The 19,808-nt window shown below is 37.8% G+C and carries 18 protein-coding genes; 9 read left to right on the forward strand and 9 right to left on the reverse strand.

Annotation, left to right across the window (positions count from 1 at the left end; genetic code table 11):
* Positions 1-296 precede the first annotated feature (296 nt).
* Positions 297-572 (forward strand): hypothetical protein, encoded by a 276-nt coding sequence (locus BXY75_RS02445; protein ID WP_121906105.1) that lies wholly within the window; start codon positions 297-299, stop codon positions 570-572.
* Between the two features lie 951 nt (positions 573-1,523).
* Here BXY75_RS02445 and BXY75_RS02450 read toward each other — a convergent pair.
* The 4 genes from BXY75_RS02450 to purN form a co-directional block, all read right to left on the reverse strand.
* Entirely contained in the window at positions 1,524-3,422 is a 1,899-nt protein-coding gene (locus BXY75_RS02450) for an amidophosphoribosyltransferase (RefSeq protein WP_121906106.1), read from the reverse strand.
* 54 nt (positions 3,423-3,476) lie between these two features.
* The gene (locus BXY75_RS02455; RefSeq protein WP_121906107.1) at positions 3,477-4,400 is read right to left on the reverse strand and encodes a PfkB family carbohydrate kinase; all 924 of its coding nucleotides are present in this window, start codon (positions 4,398-4,400) and stop codon (positions 3,477-3,479) included.
* A gap of 180 nt (positions 4,401-4,580) precedes the next feature.
* Positions 4,581-5,216, reverse strand: coding sequence for a ribonuclease H1 domain-containing protein (locus BXY75_RS02460; protein WP_121906108.1), 636 nt, complete (start codon positions 5,214-5,216; stop codon positions 4,581-4,583).
* 103 nt (positions 5,217-5,319) lie between these two features.
* Positions 5,320-5,889, reverse strand: coding sequence for a phosphoribosylglycinamide formyltransferase (gene purN / locus BXY75_RS02465; protein ID WP_121906109.1), 570 nt, complete (start codon positions 5,887-5,889; stop codon positions 5,320-5,322).
* 352 nt (positions 5,890-6,241) lie between these two features.
* Here purN and BXY75_RS02470 point away from each other — a divergent pair, with 352 nt between their 5' ends.
* From BXY75_RS02470 to pyk, 5 genes are all read left to right on the forward strand, one after another.
* The gene (locus tag BXY75_RS02470) at positions 6,242-6,478 is read left to right on the forward strand and encodes an acyl carrier protein (RefSeq protein ID WP_121906110.1); all 237 of its coding nucleotides are present in this window, start codon (positions 6,242-6,244) and stop codon (positions 6,476-6,478) included.
* Between the two features lie 9 nt (positions 6,479-6,487).
* On the forward strand, positions 6,488-7,741 hold the full coding sequence (gene fabF, locus BXY75_RS02475) for a beta-ketoacyl-ACP synthase II (RefSeq protein WP_121906111.1): 1,254 nt from the start codon (positions 6,488-6,490) through the stop codon (positions 7,739-7,741).
* A gap of 6 nt (positions 7,742-7,747) precedes the next feature.
* Positions 7,748-8,491, forward strand: coding sequence for a ribonuclease III (rnc, locus tag BXY75_RS02480; protein ID WP_121906112.1), 744 nt, complete (start codon positions 7,748-7,750; stop codon positions 8,489-8,491).
* A 111-nt stretch (positions 8,492-8,602) separates the two neighbouring features.
* Positions 8,603-9,094, forward strand: a complete 492-nt coding sequence (locus BXY75_RS02485; protein ID WP_121906113.1) for an IPExxxVDY family protein — start codon at positions 8,603-8,605, stop codon at positions 9,092-9,094.
* Complete coding sequence (gene pyk, locus BXY75_RS02490) at positions 9,094-10,524, forward strand: pyruvate kinase (protein WP_121906114.1); 1,431 nt, start codon at positions 9,094-9,096, stop codon at positions 10,522-10,524. Before BXY75_RS02485 ends, pyk begins: the two co-directional genes overlap by 1 nt.
* Before the next feature lie 91 nt (positions 10,525-10,615).
* On the opposite strand, the gene BXY75_RS02495 is transcribed toward pyk, so the two are convergent.
* A complete protein-coding gene (locus tag BXY75_RS02495) occupies positions 10,616-11,383 on the reverse strand; it encodes an SH3 domain-containing protein (protein WP_121906115.1) in 768 nt (255 codons plus the stop codon).
* 68 nt (positions 11,384-11,451) lie between these two features.
* Positions 11,452-12,552, reverse strand: a complete 1,101-nt coding sequence (gene dinB / locus BXY75_RS02500) for a DNA polymerase IV (protein WP_121906116.1) — start codon at positions 12,550-12,552, stop codon at positions 11,452-11,454.
* Between the two features lie 78 nt (positions 12,553-12,630).
* On the opposite strand from dinB, the gene BXY75_RS02505 reads away from it, so the two are divergent.
* Genes BXY75_RS02505 through BXY75_RS02515 form a run of 3 tightly spaced genes read left to right on the forward strand, consistent with a single transcriptional unit; the run spans position 12,631 to position 14,253 of the window.
* A complete protein-coding gene (locus BXY75_RS02505) occupies positions 12,631-13,287 on the forward strand; it encodes an NAD(P)H-binding protein (RefSeq protein ID WP_121906117.1) in 657 nt (218 codons plus the stop codon).
* The gene (locus BXY75_RS02510; RefSeq protein ID WP_121906118.1) at positions 13,274-13,747 is read left to right on the forward strand and encodes a CYTH domain-containing protein; all 474 of its coding nucleotides are present in this window, start codon (positions 13,274-13,276) and stop codon (positions 13,745-13,747) included. The genes BXY75_RS02505 and BXY75_RS02510 overlap by 14 nt, the downstream gene beginning before the upstream one ends.
* Positions 13,735-14,253 (forward strand): YciI family protein, encoded by a 519-nt coding sequence (locus BXY75_RS02515; protein ID WP_121906119.1) that lies wholly within the window; start codon positions 13,735-13,737, stop codon positions 14,251-14,253. The genes BXY75_RS02510 and BXY75_RS02515 overlap by 13 nt, the downstream gene beginning before the upstream one ends.
* A gap of 10 nt (positions 14,254-14,263) precedes the next feature.
* Here BXY75_RS02515 and BXY75_RS02520 read toward each other — a convergent pair whose 3' ends face one another.
* From BXY75_RS02520 to BXY75_RS02530, 3 genes are read right to left on the reverse strand one after another with little or no spacing between them, the layout of a single operon-like run.
* Positions 14,264-14,989 carry a copper homeostasis protein CutC gene (locus BXY75_RS02520; protein WP_121906120.1) on the reverse strand — a complete coding sequence of 242 codons (726 nt, stop codon included), beginning with the start codon at positions 14,987-14,989 and terminating at the stop codon, positions 14,264-14,266.
* A gap of 44 nt (positions 14,990-15,033) precedes the next feature.
* Entirely contained in the window at positions 15,034-17,325 is a 2,292-nt protein-coding gene (locus BXY75_RS02525) for a beta-N-acetylhexosaminidase (protein ID WP_121906121.1), read from the reverse strand.
* Positions 17,322-19,808: a beta-mannosidase gene (locus BXY75_RS02530; RefSeq protein ID WP_121906122.1), complete on the reverse strand. Its 2,487-nt coding sequence runs from the start codon at positions 19,806-19,808 to the stop codon at positions 17,322-17,324. The genes BXY75_RS02525 and BXY75_RS02530 overlap by 4 nt, the downstream gene beginning before the upstream one ends.

Raw genomic sequence — 19,808 nt, forward strand, 5'->3', positions numbered from 1 at the left:
GGTAAACAAGTGTTTACCTTTTTTTGCCCCAAATCTACCATGAACTTAACCTACTTATGCTATGGTATGGTTCAAATATAATGTATTATTCAATTGTTAAATCCAACTTTTAGACCAACAACGTTTATTTTCGTTTAAACGTGAATTTTTTGATAATTCTTACAAAATCAGTGGAAATTATGAAGAAATTGGCAGGAATTCCTACGGTCCAATGTTACCTTAATGTTAAGTAAAGGTTACTTGAATGTTATTGGATGTCTATTTTTTGTATCTTTAAGCTTTAATATGAATGTTTTATGAAAAATGAAGATAAAAAAATCTATTTGTTAAAAGTAGAATGCTCAGCGGTAGAAATAAACAAGCATCGGAAAAAAAAGACTGTTCGTAAGATCGAAAAAAAGTATGTTTTTAGAAGTCTTGATTCTTTGAACGACAAAATAGAAAATCTAAATGGTTCAATTCCCGTATATGAGGAAACCTTAACCCGCAATTGGATTACCCAGTTTACATCGTACCTAAAAAAATATGGTGACAGTTGCAAAGAATCGTATCAGGCAATGCTCAGAACATAGTTGCTTGGCTATATAAAGAGTAAAAGATTCTGCTTTAGTCTTTAAGGAGATAATGCGGCTCACTAATGATTTGTTATTACATGGGCGTTTTAGTTGCTCATTGATAATTAGTCATTGAACATTCAAATTCGCTCGCCACCTTATCGAATCATAATTTTACAGAGTAAAATCAATTGTCCGGTGGACAATTGGATGAGATACCCGCATGAGCGGACGTAAGTGATGATTATAAAAAAGGCAGACTTTCGTCTTTAAAGAGATGATGCGGCTCGCTAATGATTTGTTTTTACTTGAGCGTTTTAGTTGCTCATTGAACATTCATATCCGCTCGCCACCTTATCGAATCACAATTTACAGAGTAAAATCAATTGTCCAGTGGACAATTGGATGAGATACCCGCTTGAGCGGACGTAAGTGATCATTATAAAAAAGGCAGACTTTCGTCTTTAAAGAGATGATACGGCTCGCTAATGATTTATTTTTACTTGGGCGTTTTAATTGCTCATTGAACATTCATATCCGCTCGCCACCTTATCGAATCACAATTTACAGAGTAAAATCAATTGTCCAGTGGACAATTGGATGAGATACCCGCTTGAGCGGACGTAAGTGATGATTATAAAAAAGGCAGACTTTCGTCTTTAAAGTGATGATACGGCTCGCTAATGATTTATTTTTACTTGGGCGTTTTAATTGCTTATTGATATTTAGTGATTGCTCATTGAACATTCATATCCGCTCGCCACCCCATTCAGATTTGGAAAATAAAAAAGGCAGACTTTCGTCTACCTTTTTTGCCCCAAATCTACCAATAACTTAACCTACTTATGCTATGGTATGGTTCAAATATATGTCAATAAGCTGTACTAAAAGAAGATTTTTCCTACTTTTAGATAAAAGGGTTTAATTTTCGATTAAAGACCTAATTTTGCTGGATTTCCAACAAATAATCTAATAAGCTCTTTCAGGATTACCTTCTATAAAGTTTATATAGGCTCTATTTACTACTCGATTACCTCCTACGGTTGGATAGTTTCCTGTGAAGTACCAATCACCAAGATTTTTCGGACAAGCCTTATGTAAATCGTCTACAGATTGGAAAATCAATTTTACTTTCGCATTGATGGTGTCATCGCTTAGTAAGGTTGAAATCTTATCTGAAATCTCTTCATCACTAAACGGTTCGTAGAGTTCCTTCACAAAATTTACCACCTTATTATCCTTCAATTCAGTTTGTTTCTTGCATTTTTTGTAGATTTCATCCACTATATCATATGTGCCACGATCCTTGTGTAACGCTAATGCAGCTTGAAATGCTATAAGACCTTCTAAACGGGCCATATCGATACCATAACAGTCAGGGTAACGAATTTGTGGCGCAGAAGACACGACCACAATTTGCTTGGGATTTAAGCGGTCCATCATTTTAAGTATACTTTTCTTAAGTGTAGTTCCTCTAACAATACTATCATCGATAATAACAAGATTGTCGGTTGGCTTTACTACCCCATAAGTTACATCATAAACATGGGCGACTAAATCATCACGGCTACTATCATCGGTAATAAAGGTTCTTAATTTGACATCCTTTATCGCAATTTTTTCCGTACGTATTTTATGTGCTTGTATTTGTAAAAGACGCTCGGGGGTAAGCGTTTCTTTCTCTTTTAAAATGGCTTCGTTTTTCTGTTTGTTTAGTTCATTTTGAGCCGCGTCTAGCATTCCGTAAAAGGAAGTTTCTGCAGTATTTGGTATAAAGGAGAACACAGAATTTTCTGTATCATAATTTATGGCTTCAAGTACTTTTGGCATTACCAATCGCCCTAGTTCTTTTCTCTCTTGGTAAATCTCTGCATCACTTCCTCTTGAGAAGTAAATGCGTTCAAAAGAACAGGATTTACGTTCTAAAGGGGGTAGTATTTCTGAAACACTCATGCTTCCGTCTTTCTTCAGAAGTAAGGCGGTGCCAGGGTCAATTTCTTTTACAGATTCAAATGGAACATTAAAGACAGTCTGTATTACGGGTCTTTCCGAAGCTACCACAATAACCTCATCATCCTTATAATAATAAGCCGGACGAATACCTGCCGGATCTCTTATTACAAATGCATCTCCGTGTCCAAGCATACCTGCCATGGCATATCCTCCATCCCAGTCCTTTGCAGATTTCCGAAGAATCTTAGCCAGATTCAGATTTTCAGCTATATAAGGAGAGGCTTCAATTTTTGTCATGCCCTTCGCCTTTGCTTTTTTGTAAAGTTTCCTAACCGCATCATCAAGGAAATGACCTATTTTTTCCATTACCGTAACGGTATCGGCTTTTTCCTTTGGGTGCATTCCAAGACGAATTAGATTATTAAAAAGCTCGGTAGTATTGGTCATATTAAAATTACCGGCGATAATCAGATTTCTGTGCATCCAGTTATTTTGACGAAGAAAAGGGTGAACGGCTTCTACACTATTTCCACCAAAGGTTCCATAACGTACGTGACCTAGAAATAATTCGCCCAGATAAGGAATCTGTTTCTTTTGTGCCGCGACATCCTCTTTTAGATTAGGATGGGCATCAAATTCATTGTTTATACGCTCATTAATCTGCGCAAAAATATCCTGTATTGGTTGAGCTGCATTAGACCGCACCCGACTAATATAGCGTTCGCCCGGATCTACATTAAGTTTGATACTTGCAAAACCGGCACCATCTTGTCCGCGATTATGCTGTTTTTCCATCATTAGGTACATTTTATTTACTCCGTAAAATGCTGTACCATACTTTTCTTTATAGAATTCCAACGGTTTCAATAACCGAACCATTGCAATTCCACATTCGTGTTTTAAAGCGTCGCTCATAATTATATTTCGGAAAAAATGATAATCAAAAAACGCCCCATAAGGGCGTATAATTTATGTTAATTCTATATCGAATTGTGTCAAGCTTTTAAATTGTTGCAAGCGTTGATGCACTTCTTTTTTGGATAATTTTAGCATCCTTTCAGTCCCGAATTTTTCTACACAGAAGGACGCCAGAGCCGATCCATAAATTAAAGCGGTTTTCATGTTTTCATAACTGAAATCACCTGTCTTTGCCAAATATCCCGAAAATCCACCTGCGAAGGTGTCGCCTGCTCCAGTTGGATCAAAAACTTCGGCCAAGGGCAAAGCAGGAGCATAGAAGATATCATCCTTGTGAAATAACAAGGCTCCATGCTCTCCTTTTTTAATCACTACATACTTAGGACCCATCTTCATAATTTTTGCGGCAGCTGTTACCAACGAATATTCTCCGCTTAATTGTCTAGCCTCCTCATCATTAATAGTAATGACATCTACCTTAGCAATAACTTTTTTGAGATCTTCTAACGCACAATCCATCCAGAAATTCATAGTGTCCAATACGATTAATTTCGGATTATTCATTTGCTCGATCACACCCATTTGGACGATTGGATGTAAGTTTCCTAACATAACTACTTCAGCATCCTTATATTCCTGAGGAACCACCGGATTAAAATCTGCAAGTACATTTAGCTCTGTCGCTAAAGTGTCTCTGGAGTTCATGTCGTTATGGTATTTCCCACTCCAGAAAAATGTTTTCCCCTCTTCTACAATTTCCAGTCCGTCAACATTCATTCCTTTTTCTTCGAGCATTGAGATGTATTCCTTCGGAAAATCACCGCCTACAACAGAAACAATCGCGCCATCCACGGCAAAATTAGAAGCACTAATACCTATATAAGTAGCAGCACCACCTAATATTTTATCGGTTTTTCCGAAAGGAGTTTCAATAGCATCAAAGGCAACGGTTCCAACAATAACAAGTTTACTCATATAAGGGCCCGAAAAGCCGGGTAACGATTTAATTAAGGGATAATTACAAGATTTTCGCTCACAATATTCTTATCTTCAGTGAACGAGGCTGCAAAGATAGGATTTTGTTACGTATTAATCAATGAAAAAAGAAGACTCTGTTCTTTGTAGAATTGAAAAATATTTTCCGATCTTTTTATACTATTTCCGCCCAAAATCGGCTGGAATTTCACCCCATGCTTTTGTTTCCCATTTTACGATAGTCGTAGTGTAGGTGTTATTTTTTAACCAGAATTCGGCTCTTGAAATAAGCTCAAACACTTTCTTGTTTTTTGCCGATTGTATCAATTTAGTATTGCACTTTTTCTTTTTAATCCACCCCATTGCAATTCGTGAATCGGTGTATAAAATTCTGTCGCTCTTTTGTTTTTGCAAGTATGCGAGACCGTGAACCAATGCCAAAAACTCCCCAACATTATTGGTGCCTTGTTGAAACGGCCCTTGATGAAAAAGTTGTTTATGTGTTTGTGTATCGATACCGCGATATTCCATAATCCCCGGATTCCCACTGGAAGCGGCATCCACGGCAATTGAGAACAAATTGGGCTCGCCAATTTTTGCCAGTTGATCTTTTGTAAGGGTTTTCTTCTTTGTGTTTTTCCCTTTATAATCTGCGTACTCTTTGTTATATGCTGTTTTAGCTTCGGCAAAGCTTTCGAATGATTTGTATTGTGCTCCTTTTACACCCTTTATAGAAAGTTGACATTCTTTCCAGCTTCCAAAAATACCAGCTGGATTTCCGAACCAAACCACATAAAACTTTTCTTTTTTTGCCATAGCTAAGAAGATATTTTATCTTCCCCCTTCTTCGAAGAAGGGGAATCGAGGGGAAGATGTTTTTTCCCTCATCCCCAGCCCTTCTCCCACTGAGAAGAGAGTGTTATTTACTTATTATTTTTTCTATCACCTTCGGAAACCATTCATATTCTAATTCATGTACTTTTTTAGCCACGGATTCTGGGGTGTCTTTTTCTGAAAGTTTTACGCTTTTCTGAAAAATGATAGCTCCTTCATCATAATGCTCATTCACATAATGAATACTTATACCCGTTTCAGTTTCTTTATTGGCTACTACTGCCTCATGAACATGTTGCCCGTACATTCCTTTTCCGCCATACTTCGGAAGCAATGCAGGATGCAAATTAATTACTCTTTTTGGAAACTCCTTCAGAATGTGTTCCGGGAATTTTAAGAGAAAGCCTGCGAGAATAATATAGTCTGTTTTTAAGGTAATTAGTTGTTTTAGAATGTTTTCCGAAGAAAAAAGCATTGCTTTGTCAAAATATAATACGCTTACATTCAGGTCATTAGCTCTTTTTAAAACTTTGGCATCCTTCTTGTTTGACAGCACTAGAACAACCTCAGCAATCTCACTGTGCTGAAAGTATTGAATTAAGTTTTGAGTATTGGTACCGCTACCCGAAGCAAAAATAACTATACGCTTCTTCATATTGAATTTGTTTCCGATTTTTGTTTGTAACCAAGTCCCGACATATCGGGATAGCTTTTACACTATCGCAAAGTTAATTTTTTAAAGGATAGATAAAACTACGGTTTCAATAAAATAAAGAAGCAAGTGCGAGAAATGTGCAATTCGTAGGTAAAAGAAAAACCTGGAACGAATTCACAGATCATTGGGTGTTTACAGAAGTAATTAATATAATAAATAACAAAAGTAAGGTAATAGAGTTTCACTTCGCTCAAAATTGTTTAAATTGGGTTCACATTTTAAATATTAAATGGTGTTTTCAATTAAAAAATTTTATTTTTGCCACTTATAATTAAATTAAAAAACAAGAATTATGTCAGACATTGCATCAAGAGTAAAAGCTATCATCGTTGATAAATTAGGTGTAGACGAGAACGAAGTTGTAAACGAAGCTAGCTTCACAAACGACTTGGGAGCAGACTCACTAGATACGGTAGAGCTTATTATGGAATTTGAGAAAGAATTTGATATTCAAATCCCAGACGATCAAGCTGAAAATATCGCTACTGTAGGTCAAGCAGTTTCATATATCGAAGAAGCTAAGAAATAATATTTCTATATGGAATTAAAGCGAGTTGTAGTTACAGGCCTAGGAGCCCTTACACCTATTGGTAACAATATTGAAGAATATTGGGACGGTTTAATAAATGGGAAGAGCGGTTGCGCACCTATAACGTATTTTGATGCTGAAAAGTTCAAAACCAAATTCGCTTGTGAAATCAAGGATTTCGATCCACTACAACATTTTGATAGAAAAGAAGCCCGAAAATTAGACAAGTTTGCCCAATACGCTTTAGTTTCAAGTGATGAAGCTATAAAAGATGCCGGATTTAACCTCGATGAGGTCGATAAATTCCGTGTTGGAGTTATTTGGGGAGCTGGAATTGGAGGAATCGAAACTTTTCAAGATGAAGTAATAAACTTTAATGAAGGGGATGGAACACCGCGTTTCAACCCCTTCTTTATTCCTAAAATGATAGCCGATATTGCCCCTGGTAATATATCTATCAAACATGGGTTTATGGGACCCAATTACACTACGGTTTCTGCATGTGCATCAGCGGCAAATGCGATTATTGATGCTTTAAATTATGTTCGCTTAGGACAGTGCGATATCATCGTAACCGGAGGAAGTGAAGCAGCGATAACCAAAGCCGGTGTTGGTGGTTTTAATGCAATGCATGCACTCTCAACCCGTAATGAAAGCCCTGAAACAGCATCCAGACCTTTCGATGCAACCCGTGACGGATTTGTATTAGGTGAAGGAGCTGGAGCGTTAATCCTAGAAGAATATGAACATGCTAAAAAGCGTGGCGCTAAGATTTATGCCGAAGTTGTAGGTGGTGGTATGTCTAGTGATGCATATCATATGACGGCTCCACACCCAGAAGGAATAGGAGTAGAGCGTGTAATGATCAATTGCTTGGAGAATGCCGGACTAAAGCCGGAAGATGTCGATACTATCAATACTCACGGTACTTCAACTCCATTAGGAGATGTGGCCGAGTTAAAAGCGATTACAAAGGTATTTGGTGATCATGCTAAAGATATTAATATCAATTCGACCAAGTCTATGACGGGTCACTTGTTAGGAGCAGCAGGTGCGATCGAAGCTATTGCCTCAATTTTAGCTATGAAACACGGTATCGTTCCTCCTACTATTAATCATACTACGGTCGATGAAAATATCGACCCATCTTTAAATCTTACCTTAAACAAAGCACAAAAACGCGACATTAAAGTAGCCCTGAGCAATACATTTGGCTTTGGCGGCCACAATGCTTGCGTTCTTTTCAAAAGACTGGAAGAGTAACAATCCATGGCTTCTATTAGAAACATATTTAATTCTCGCACCGAAAAGGACGAGAATTTTTTTTTAGAGGTAAAAAGGATCATTGGTTTTAAACCCAAAGATATCAGCATATACGAGAAGGCCTTTACCCATCGTTCTACTAATGAAAAAAACACCAAGGGGCAACCTCAAAATTATGAGCGCATGGAGTTTTTGGGTGATGCTATGCTTAGTTCGGTAATTGCGGCACATTTATTTAAAAAAGTTCCAGGTGGTAATGAAGGCTATCTCACTAAAATGAGATCGAAAGTGGTAAGTAGGGAGCACCTTAATGAATTAGGCCGAGATCTCAAATTGATTCGATATGTGAGAACTACTATTCCAATAGAACAATTTGGAGGAAACATACACGGTAATGTATTCGAATCTTTAGTTGGTGCCATTTATCTCGATCGAGGTTATAAGTACTGTGAAAAATTTATTGGGAAACGTGTTATTAAGCCCTATGTGGACATTCAAAAACTAGAAGGCAAAGTAATTAGCTATAAAAGTTTGTTCATTGAATGGTGCCAGAAACATAAAAAAAACTTCAAATTTTCGGTCTATGAAGATACCGGAAATGATGCGCTAAAGCATTTCGCTGTAAAACTTCAACTTGAAAATAAAGTGGTGGGAAAAGCAAGAGCAACATCGAAAAAGAAGGCCGAAGAAAGTGCGGCTAAGAGAGCATATTACAAACTTCAGACAAGAATAGACGGCGAATCTGATTGATGCTTTTTATTCTCATAACGAAAGGTTACTTTTACAATACAGATTAATTATTTCTTCTATAGATAACAATGAGCTAACCGTTCATTTGTCTTTTAATATTATCTTTCGGCTATGGCACTTTACAAAATTGTTTTGGATGATGATTTTAAGGAAGAATATTCCCTTATTGCCATTCATTGCAGTGAAGAAGCTTATAAAATGGCTTATTTAATGAACAAGTCACTTAATTGGCAATTGAAAAGAGAAAGTACAGATCTCGATTGCTCTAAGGATGGGTTGAAACATTCCTTTCCTTTATTTGTCTATGAGGATGTACAGCAATACATGACATGCCATCTTGTTGCAAACAAATGCAAGACTGTAGTATCACAAGATAAAAATACAGAAGGTTTATTTATCGGAGTTACTTCGGAAAGAATAGTGACTTCAAATTTGCTTCCTGAATACAAAAAAGTGGATTATTTTCTGAAAATCTTTTCAGAATTTGAAAGTATTCCACTTCGGAAGATCATTGCAGAAATTAATGAAATTACTCAGGTCATATCTGCCTATGAGGTAGCTTCAGAAACACTTAAATCTAAGAACAATTTAATATTTAACTAATGCCAAATCAGAAGAGAACAAAAATAGTAGCCACCTTAGGTCCCGCAACTTCAAAGCGCGAGACTCTGAAGCAGATGATACTGGAAGGTGTTGACGTTTTTAGAGTGAATTTTTCACATGCCAACTACGAAACAGTTAAAGAAAACATAGCCACAATTAGAGAACTCGGTAAAGAAACGGGAATAACAACCGCTATTTTAGCCGATCTGCAAGGTCCCAAACTACGTGTGGGCGTGATGAAAGAAGAGGTGGTTGTGGAGCCTGGCGATATCATTTCATTTTGCACAGGCAAAGAATTTGAAGGTACAGCCGAAAAAGTCTATATGAACTACGATAGCTTTCCGAAGGACGTAAAAAAAGGAGAAAACATTCTCCTTGACGATGGAAAACTTATGTTCAGAGTACTCGAAACTAATGGTAAGGATACGGTAAAAGCAGAAGTTATACAAGGCGGACCTTTACGATCTAAAAAAGGAGTGAATCTTCCAAACACCAATATCTCACTGCCCGCACTGACTCAAAAAGACAAAGAGGATGCTATTTTTGCTATTTCACTGGAAGTCGATTGGATTGCCTTGTCTTTTGTAAGACATGCAGAAGACCTACAAGAACTTCGAAAAGTGATCGAAGCTAACTGTAAATATAAAATACCAATCATTGCCAAAATTGAAAAGCCAGAAGCCGTTGCGAATATTGAAAAAATCGTTGCGTATTGCGATGGGTTAATGGTAGCAAGAGGTGATTTGGGTGTAGAAGTTCCGGCAGAAGAAGTGCCGCTAATTCAAAAAGAACTGGTGCGTACGGCTAAACGCGCGAGAATCCCTGTGATTATTGCGACGCAAATGATGGAAACTATGATTTCCTCCTTAACACCAACAAGAGCGGAAGTAAACGATGTGGCGAATTCTGTGATGGATGGCGCCGATGCTGTGATGCTTTCAGGAGAAACTTCGGTGGGTAAATATCCTGTGCAGGTAATCCAGAAAATGTCGAAAATTTTACGCAATGTCGAAAATTCACCTCTAATTCGTGTGCCTCAAGAACCACCACATATTCGAACCAACCGATATATCACAAAATCGATCTGCTATCATGCAGCAATCATGGCAAATGAAATTGAAGCTAAGGCCATTTGTACACTTACAAATAGTGGCTATACCGCCTTTCAGATCTCTGCCTGGCGACCTGCCGCACATATCCTTGTCTTCACTTCCAATTATAGAATACTGTCGAGATTAAATCTGTTATGGGGAGTAACCGCATTCTTTTACGATAAATACGTTAGTACAGACGAAACTGTGGAAGACGTAAACAGAATTGCCTACGACCGCGGATTTGTAACCAAAGAAGATTACTTAATTAACTTAGCAGCCATGCCAATTGTGGATAAAGGAATGGTGAACACTTTGAGGGTTTCACAAGTAAAATAGTGTCATTTAGCATTATTTTACTTCCCCGAATTAAAACTTTTAAAAAAAATCCCGCTCATAGGCGGGATTTTTTTTATCACTTTTGTGTTGTTTATTCTACCGTTTCTGTTTTTTCAATTTTCATTTTATCACCATTTTGAGTGATGGTCACATCGTAGCCGAAGTTTTTAGTTTTATAATGATATGCAATTTTTGTTAGTGCATCATCCTTTCTGTTCACAATTAATTCACTAGTCCAAACATCCTTTTCGGGCATTTTGTCTTTAATCACTTGTTCATCTTTTCCTGTAGGGTTTGGAAAGGCAAAGTCTTTTGGAAAGTCGAATAATCGTTGTGCAACAAAAAATGCTTCATGCCATTGATCTGTTGGTAATTCTAATGTTTCAATGTTTATAGGTTTGCTGGCCGTACCGCCAACGCTTTCAGAATAAACAACTGAAGGAAAAAGTGCTTTTAAGTCGTCTGCATATCCTTTGGCTTTGCTATTCTTTTCAGGAGGAAAAAACTTCGATAAATAACCATTAAAAGCGAATCCCTTTTTATGATTGAATTCTATTTCATCCATGGCGCCTTTTATTCCTCCAACGGTCATGGTATTATTATTTTCTGAAGAAATCACTTTTACTTTCGTACCATAAGGCATTTTAGCAACACGTTCACTATTCAGATTGTTGAATTCCCGAAGGCTGAGTCCGCTATACGCTGTGACGTATAAAAATTCGGGACTCGACATTTCTGAAGCCGTATCGGCCAAAGCAATATCAGCTGCGGTTGCTAAAGGTTGTACTTCTTTTGTTTCGGATTTGCAGGACACGAAAATTAAGGCCACTGCGAGAATTGAGAAAACTACTTTTTTCATAACATAAAGGGTTTAGAGTTAATAAAATTTATAAGTAGTTTTTTTACATAATATATTTGAAATAAGTTTTAAAATTCAAGCTTTAATTGAACATCAATCGATTTTTCAGGTTTAGCTGCCTTTTTCTTTTCGTTGTTGAGGTTTGATAATGAAATTCCCAATAAACGTACCGAATCTTTCATCGACGATTGAAATAACAATTCTTTAACAATCTCCATGATCAGCGCTGCCGCCGAAACATACATGTCTAAGGTCTTGCTTCTGGTTTGTAACGTAAAATCACTGTATTTAATTTTAAGGGTGATCGTTTTTCCTGCGATTTTACTTTTTAGAAGTCGTCGCTCCACCTCCTTGGCGATTTCTTCCAGTCGTTCGAGCATATAAATTTCACTGGCGATATTTTCATTAAACGTCCGTTCTGCTGCCAGAGATTTTTGAATCCTGGACGGTTTTACACTACCTTTTTGAATCCCTCGAACTATATTGTAATAATAACCACCGCTTTTCCCGAAATGCTCCGTAAGAAATTCTTCTGTTTTTGACTTTAAATCCATTCCTGTGAAAACCCCAAGCCGATACATTTTTTCCTTAGTGACTTTACCAACTCCATAAAACTTTTTAACGTCCAATTTTTCCAGAAACTCAATTACCTCTTCGGGAGGAATGGTTTTTTGTCCGTTGGGTTTATTGATATCACTAGCGACCTTGGCGACGAATTTATTTATTGAAATTCCTGCCGAGGCATTTAAACCGGTACGTTCTTTTATTTTGAGCCGAATTTCGGTTGCAATTAAAGAGGCACTCGGATTTCCTTTTTTATTTTCGGTAACATCCAGATACGCTTCGTCTAAAGAAAGAGGTTCGACCAGATCGGTATATTCATAAAAGATCTTTCGTATGGCAGAAGAAACTTCTTTATAGCGAGCAAAATCTGTTTTCACGAAAATAAGATGCGGACAAAGTCGTTTAGCCATTGCCCCACTCATGGCACTTCGCACACCAAATTTTCTAGCTTCGTAACTAGCAGCGCTTACCACGCCTCTTATTTCACTTCCGCCCACCGCGATTGCTTTTCCCTGAAGTTCGGGATTGTCCAATTGTGCTACCGACGCGTAGAAGGCGTCCATATCAACGTGGATAATCTTTCGTATAAGTATGGCGGCATCCATGATGTAAATTTAATATCTTTATATCAGAAACACTCGAAGTTATAAGAAGCTTAAAATCATTAATGAATATTGTTTTAAATGCCCAAAACAGCTATTATTTTAGGAGCCACAGGATTAACAGGAGGAATGTTACTCGACAAATTAGTATCGGATACTTCCTTTTCAAAAGTAAAAGTCTTTTCTAGGTCTTCCGTAGAAAAAAAACATCCTAAAATTGAAGAACATCTTATCAACCTCTTTCACTTAAAAAAACATAAGGCTGAATTTCAAGGAGATGTAGTTTTTTGCTGTATTGGGACTACAAAGGCTAAAACTCCCGATAAAGAAACCTATAAAAAGATCGACTACGGAATTCCTGTTGCCGCTGCCAAATTATGTAAGGAGAACGGAATTAATCAATTTATAGTGGTTTCAGCTATGGGAGCAGATGTGGAAAGCAGTATGTTTTATAATAAGGTAAAGGGTGAAATGGAACGCGATGTCCTGGCGCAGGGAATCGATAAAACCTTCATACTTCAACCCTCCATGATTGGTGGAAAAAGAGATGAAAAACGAATGGGCGAACACTTAGGAAAGATATTTATGCGAAGTTTTGGTTTTTTAGTTCCGAAGAAATACAAGATCATTGAACCGGAAACCATCGCCTTAGCGATGCGTAGGTTATCGAAGAAAGGTTATGACGAAACTATCATCACTTCAGAAAAAATAAAAGAAATTGCCAATGCTAGAAATTGAACGAAAATTTTTAGTGACATCAGATTCTTATAAAAAAGAAGCCTTCAAAAATAATCGAATCGTGCAAGGCTTTTTAAACACAAATCCCGAACGTACAGTTCGCGTGAGAATTAAAGGAGATCAAGGTTTTATTACGGTCAAGGGAATTTCAAACGAGGCAGGCACTATTAGGAAGGAATGGGAGAAAGAAATTACATTGGAAGATGCCGAAATGTTACTGGAATTATGCGAAGAAGGAGTGATCGATAAAATGCGATATGAGGTAAATGCAGGAAATCATATCTTTGAAATTGATGAGTTCTTCGGAAAAAACCTAGGTCTCGTAGTAGCAGAAATAGAACTTTCAGAAGAAAACGAAACCTTTCTGAAACCTTCTTGGTTGGGAGAAGAGGTTACTGGTCAAGTAAAATATTACAATTCACAGCTAAGTAAAAACCCATATCAATTATGGAAAAAATAAAGATAAAAAAGTACATTACTCTAGTCGTACTTCTATGCTTAATCTTCGTCGGCTGCAACACTAAAATGCATGAGGAGCATAGTCATACTGCCGAGCCATGCCCTGAAAAAGAAGTCAAATCAGCTTCAGAAATAAAAAAGGAGTTGACCGAAAAAGGTTTTCAAATCTTTGACTATGTCGATGATAAGACCGGAGATACCATCATCATGCAGCAATATTTCATGGCTTATCTCAAAAGAGGTCCCAATCGTTCACAGAGCAAAGAAGTTGCAGACAGCCTGCAAACACTGCACTTGGCACATTTAGGGCGAATGTATGAGGAAGGCTTTGCCGATATTTCCGGACCTTTTGGAGACGATCAGGATGTGAGAGGAATTACGATCTATAATGTTCCAACCATGAAAATGGCCGACAGCCTTGCGAATTTGGATCCTATGGTTAAATCAGGTAGGCTGATGATTGAAATTCGTCCTTGGTGGGCTGGCAAAGGATTTCCGTTGCGTTAGATAAGAGTTTTTAACGTACTTTTTTGATGATTTCCCTAATCAATTCAGCGTTCGATTCCATAAGAACGCCTTCTTCAAAAAAAGCGGAACTGTGCATAGAAACTTTCGGGGGATTGGTGAGCAGCTGTTTTTTCAGAGTTGCTGAAAAGTGAACGCTTGTAAATCCTGCTTCTTTAAATTCCAGTATATTTTGAAGGTTTATTCCGCTTCCTGGCATAATTGCTATAGTGGCTTCGGAAAGGTTTAGTAATTGTTTTAATAATACGATGCCTTCAATCGCCTTTGGTTGTTGCCCGGAACTTAGTATTCTGTTAACCCCTAATTTCTGAAGGATTTGCAATGATTCAAAAGGATCTCTGCACCAATCGAAAGCCCGATGAAAAGTCAATTCCATTTCTGCGCTAGCGTCTAAAAAACGTTTCACAGTGACTTCATCCACTTCATTTTCCGAAGTAAGCGCTCCACAAACCACTCCCGCACAACCCATCTTTCCGCAGAATGAAATATCCCGCAACATCACTTCGATTTCATCTTCAGAATAGGTAAAATTCCCACTCCTCGGACGAATAAGCACATGCACTGGAATACATAATTCAGACATCACTTTTTCTATCAACCCATATGAAGGAGTTAACCCGCCAACCGAAAGTTCTGTACATAATTCAATGCGATCGGCGCCTGCATCTTGGGCAGCCTTTGCACTGGTAAAACTATTTGCACAAATTTCTATTTTCATATTTTGTTCGGCTGAGCGCAGTCGAAGCCTCTTTTACTATTATATTACTTAATTACAACTTCATCAATAAAGGTCCAGGCATTATTTTCTGAACCTTGCGATCCCTCCGGAATCATACCGAAACTAGGAACTTTAATAAGTAGTTTTTTTGTCTTTACAGCTTCAAATTCTAGCAAAACTTCGACTATAGTTGTATCATTTTTAGGAGCAATCGCTACTTCAGAACTAACTAAATTACCATCTAAAAGTTCAACACAAAGACTTGCTTTTTTCGGCGCATATATCCATTGTCCGTTCGCATTATAAAACCGAAGAGCAACAGAATTCACCTCAGTTTCTTCAGGAAAATCGATTGAAATCTCTACATCATCTCCCCAGAAACCTAACCATTCCTTATCTCCATATCGGCTGTTACTACCTTGAATTCCGTTGATAAGCGCCTCTTTTCCTCCCGCACTATAAGAGGCATGAGGGTTAACATTTAAGTGAACTTTTCCCAAGATTCCTTTATGATAGTGAATTGTATCTGTAAATGGACGTCCTAATACTTTACCCACTTTATAGACCCTTGCTTTAATAACAGCATCTTTAGAAATTGGAATTGGCGTTTTGTATATTTTCTCTTCCGAGGCATTTAAAGAATAACGTATTTCCTTTCCTGAAGTAGGTGTTGTTAATTCATAAAGCACCTTATCATCTTCTTTTAAAACACGACCCTCAATTTCATACAAATGATTGGCATAATTGACTCTCAGGGCATCAAGTCGTTCTAAAAACGGTTCTACTCTTAAAAGAAAATTTGCATAATCTTCTTCAAGATTTTCCGAAGGACCACTCCAAACCACTTCGCTCATCGCCAGTATTCTGGGGAATACCATATATTCAACCTGTTCTTTAGTTGCTATGTATTCGGTCCAAATGTTGCCTTGAGCGCCCAAAATAAACTTAGAATCAGCAGCGTCTAGTTCATCGGGAATCGGATTAAAACTGAAGACTTTCTTTAATGGCAAATATCCTCCAATTGCCAAAGGTTCGTCTGAATTTTCAGATTGGTAGTAATCAAAGTAAGCGTGTGATGTAGGCGTCATGATCACCGGATGCTTTTGCTTGGCAGCTTCAATTCCGCCAGAGGTTCCACGCCAGGACATTACGGTAGCGTTGGGGGCAAGCCCGCCCTCTAGAATCTCATCCCAGCCAATAATCTTTTTTCCTTTGCTATTTAGAAATGTTTCTATCTTCTTAATGAAATAGCTTTGCAATCCTTTTTCGTCTTTTAGGTTGTGCTCTTTGATTAATTTCTGACAATGAGCGCAGGTCTTCCATTGCACTTTTGGTGCTTCATCACCGCCAATATGTATATATTCTCCGGGAAATAATTCCGCGACTTCTGTGAGAACATTCTCTAAAAAGGCAAATGTTTTTTGGTTCGGACAAAAGATGTTTTCGAAAACACCCCATTTAGTCGCTACTTTCACATCTTTCCCGTTGCAACATAATTCGGGATAGGCACTAATGGCTGCCTGTGCATGTCCGGGCATTTCGATCTCGGGAATAATAGTGACATTGTGCTTCGTTGCAAATTCAACAATCTCTTTGATGTCTTCCTGAGTATAGAATCCGCCATACCTTTTCCTATCGAATAGCTGTGGGTTTTCATTGTAATGTCCAATAAGCGTTTCGTCTCGATATGCGCCATTATTAGTTAGATCGGGATATTGCAATATTTCTATACGCCAACCTTGGTCATCGGTGAGATGCCAATGAAAATAGTTCATTTTTAGTAATGCTAAGTACGATATATATTCTTTGATAAATTCCTTCGGAAAGAAATGACGGGAAACATCCAAATGCATACCTCTGTAAGGAAATTTCGGTGCATCCTGGATTTTTAACTGCGGAATTACAGCCGTCTGATTATGAATATTGTTTTGTGTTTCAAAAAATACAGGAAGCAATTGTCGTAATGTCTGTACACCGTAAAAAGCACCTGAAGCATCTGAAGCTTTTATAATGATGTTGTTTTCTGAAACGATTAAAGAATAAGCTTCCATCGCTTGAGCTGCATCTTTTAAAATTTTAATCTGTGCCGTTTCTTCGGAAGCCTTTTCCATCGGGATTCCAGCTCCCATTTGAAGAAAGCCACTAAGGAAATTAGCAACTACCTCAAATTCTTGATCGGCAAATAGGGTAGTTTTATTATCTAATGTAAATGTCCCGTCCATTACCTCAATTTGCTGAGGTTTTGGAATTAATGCATTCGTGAGATCCGTTGTTGTTTCTGATTTACAACCAATTATTAGTACAGACACTAAAAGAAAAAGGATCACTTTTTTCATGGGTTCAGGATTTTATTGAGCGTTTTCATTTTTACGACAACTTCGGAAGCTTCGGTGTATAACTCAATCTCTTTTGCTTCTCCGGGCAGGAGATCGAAGAAGTTGTCACTAAAATCACCACGGCTTTCAGAAAATAAAAATACGTCTTTTTGAAGGGTTTCAGAAGTAAGGGAAATTAAAAAACCATAGCTCGTTTTCACTACGTCCATACTAATATCCTGTATTGGCAATTTCAAATCTTTAGGCTTTCCGAAGAAATAAACCTCTTTTAAATCCCCAAAATGAATCTCTGCATAACTGGCGTTTCTATCAAAATTGAGATCTTTAAGAAAAACTTCAAATACGATTTCATTTTTGTCATAAAAAGAATGCACCACTGCTGTACCTGATTCGAACAAATTCCTGCCTGAAAAATCACGAATTATCACAAACATATCGGCAGCCATTGAAGTGAGATTGTCATCTACTACCGCAATCTTCAGGATATTATTTTCAACTTTCGGAATAATTAAAAGGTTCTCAAATGCTTTTTTCACTTTGTAATGAAGCGCTTTCTCACGTCCTAGTCCGTCAATTCCCGACCAGGAAACTACCGGCCAACAATCGTTTAATTGCCAGTACAAACTTCCCATATTGTAAGGCTTCGCAAGTCTGTGCGCTCGAATTCCTTTGGTGATTCCGTAGGCTTGTAACAACTGACTCACATATACATAATCTTCATCGTTCTCGGGAACAGGAAAATCACGTTCCATATATTCGCGAATAAGTTGAAAACCTCTTTTGTGTTTTTGATGCGTCTCAAAAGCGGGGTGATCTAGATCGATATTCTCTTGCTCAGTAAAATATTGGATAGCTTCTATCGACGGAAAAGATTGAAATCCGAACTCACTCATAAACCGCGGTACTTGTTCCTCAAAGTGCTCGAACGGATACCCGTCGTGCCATACCCACCAATCATGGGCATCGCCTTCAAATTCAAAACGTTTATTACCCCGACCGTATTTAGGAGAGGTTTCCCAATAATCAATCGAAGGATTTAGACTATCCACCACTTTTGGAAGGATATGATTAAAAAGCGCATAGTATCCATTCCAGATTTCCTGCTTTTGAGTCTCAGTTTTACCATCTTTCCATCCCCATCGATGCCAGCCCTCACTATTTTCGTTATTACCACACCATAATGCAATGCTGGGATGCTGTCGAAGCCGTTTCACATTATCAATTGCCTCCTGCTTTGCATTTTCCAAGAAGTCGTCGTCGCCGGGATACATGGCGCAGGCGTACATAAAATCCTGCCAGAGAAGAATTCCTTTTTTGTCACAGAGGTCATAAAAAGCATCGTCTTCATAAACGCCGCCACCCCAGATTCGGAGCATATTCATATTTGCATCCACGGCCTGATCTAATAATGTTTCTCTTTGATGCTTTGTCACATCAGCTAAAAATATGTTCTGCGGAATGTAATTCGCACCCTTCATATACACAGGAATTCCATTGAGTTTAAAGTAAAAACTTTCTCCGATGCTGTCTTTTTCGGCAACCAATTTGATGGTGCGTAAACCCACTTTTTTTGAAATAGAATCAATAATACTATTGCCATGTTTTACATAAACAGTGATGTCATATAAAAAAGGTTCTCCTAGATTGTGAGTCCACCACAGCTTGGGGTTTTTAATCTGAAACGGAACAGCATATTCATCTTTTGAACCATAGACTTCAACACTTTGATTAAGACGTTCTCCGGTCGTATTATTTACAATTTCGATGGTATTGATGTCATGTTGAGGTGTGTCCAGATCGAGAAAGGCGGTTAGCGTTGCAAGTGAATCTAAAACATTAATTGATTCTGTCTTTAAAAACACGTCTTTAAGTCGGATGTTGTCGTAAGAAATGAGCGAAATATCTCGCCAAATACCCATAGTTTTTATGGTAGGACCCCAATCCCAACCATATTGAAATTGTGGTTTTCGTGTAAATACTCTTAGGCCTTCAGGAAGGGTATAATCGAGTTTATCTGCCTGGATTTTTTCGATAGAATCGGTGCTTTTAAAGATAATTTTAAGTTCATTTTCTTCGGAAAGGATATCGCTCACATCTGCTTCCCAGCTTCTGAAAGCATTATTTGCAGTGAGAATTAGGGAGTCATTCAGAAAAACAGAAGCATAGGTGTCGAGACCTTCAAATTTTAGAAAATGTTTGGTTTTTTTCTGAAGCGCTTCAGAAATAGTAAAGACTTTTTTGTACTGCCAGTTTTTTTCAGAAATCCACTGAATGGAATCTTCATTATTCAGTTTAAACGAATCTGGAATCTTTCCGAAGGACAAAAGATCGGTTTGCACCGTCCCGGGAACAGTAGCTTTTTGCCAATCATTGGAGTTTAATTCAGAAAATTGCCAATTATCATTTAATAATAAAGTATTATTTGAAGACTCATAGCAAGAAGTCAGCAGAAGGAGCAAGAGAAGAAAAGGAATTATTCTCAT

The organism is Ulvibacter antarcticus (assembly GCF_003688405.1).
Taxonomy (GTDB): Bacteria; Bacteroidota; Bacteroidia; order Flavobacteriales; family Flavobacteriaceae; genus Ulvibacter; species Ulvibacter antarcticus.